Source organism: Flectobacillus longus (genome assembly GCF_030056705.1).
GTDB classification, from domain to species: Bacteria; Bacteroidota; Bacteroidia; order Cytophagales; family Spirosomataceae; genus Flectobacillus; species Flectobacillus longus.
The window spans coordinates 1-863 of sequence record NZ_JASHIC010000069.1; the positions used below are offsets into that span (position 1 = coordinate 1).

Here is an 863-nt window from a genome sequence, read left to right on the forward strand (position 1 = left end):
AAGAATCTTTGCAATTTCGGTCGGACTAAATTTGCTGCTTTTCATAATACTTACCTAAAGTTAAAAAATATCACACTTTTTAAACTTTTAATCCGTACTATTTTTGGGGAAGCTTACAACAGTTTGACAACGGAACAATGGGACTAATGAACATTAACTTTTGGACAAAAGCGGAAATTAAATATTTACAGAACGACCTTTTGCCGAAAGACATTTTATACGCAGACAATGAATCGGAACAATAGCGTGATAGAAAGAAAAACGCCCTGTAACAGCACCTACAAGAAATTGGCGGTTCAGTGGCTAAATGAAGTTTTGTGCTTCGTATCAAGTTCAGTGCTGGCAGACAGTTTTGTGCTTCGAAATCGCCAACTTCTTATAGCTACTAACCGTCAGGCTGTGAAAAAGCTAACTCTCCCAAATCTTTGAGATATGCTAAAAAAATGGTATTTTCAGGTCTAATAAATCTTCTTCACCAGATGCCCATAGCTCCTAAAAAAGACCGTTTTCAATTTCATTTTTCTTCTCTCGAAGATGCTATTGCTTGCGATAATCCCGTGCGGTTTCTAGATGCTTTTGTTGATAAACTCCTAATGGAGAAACTACAATTCTCTCCACAAACTATTAAAACAGAAGGCAGACCAGCTTTTGAGCATCAGATATTCTTGAAACTTTACTTGTAAGGCTATCTCAATGGTATCAGAAGTAGTCTAAAACTTGAACGTGAATTATCCGTAATATAGAGAAGTCATCTTGACTTTTTAATTTTCTTAATTGCCATGATAATGAATGCTATAAAGTTAAACCCCATCCAACTTGAAATCGTTGTGTCGAAGCGATTTAACAAAGATCTATAACTATCT

General features: G+C 35.6%; 1 protein-coding gene. It reads left to right on the forward strand.

Going from position 1 to position 863, the window contains the following annotated elements; all coding sequences use genetic code 11:
- Nucleotides 1-479: 479 nt before the first annotated feature.
- Nucleotides 480-683 carry a hypothetical protein gene (locus QM491_RS25460; protein ID WP_283330403.1) on the forward strand — a complete coding sequence of 68 codons (204 nt, stop codon included), beginning with the start codon at nucleotides 480-482 and terminating at the stop codon, nucleotides 681-683.
- Nucleotides 684-863: the final 180 nt, after the last annotated feature.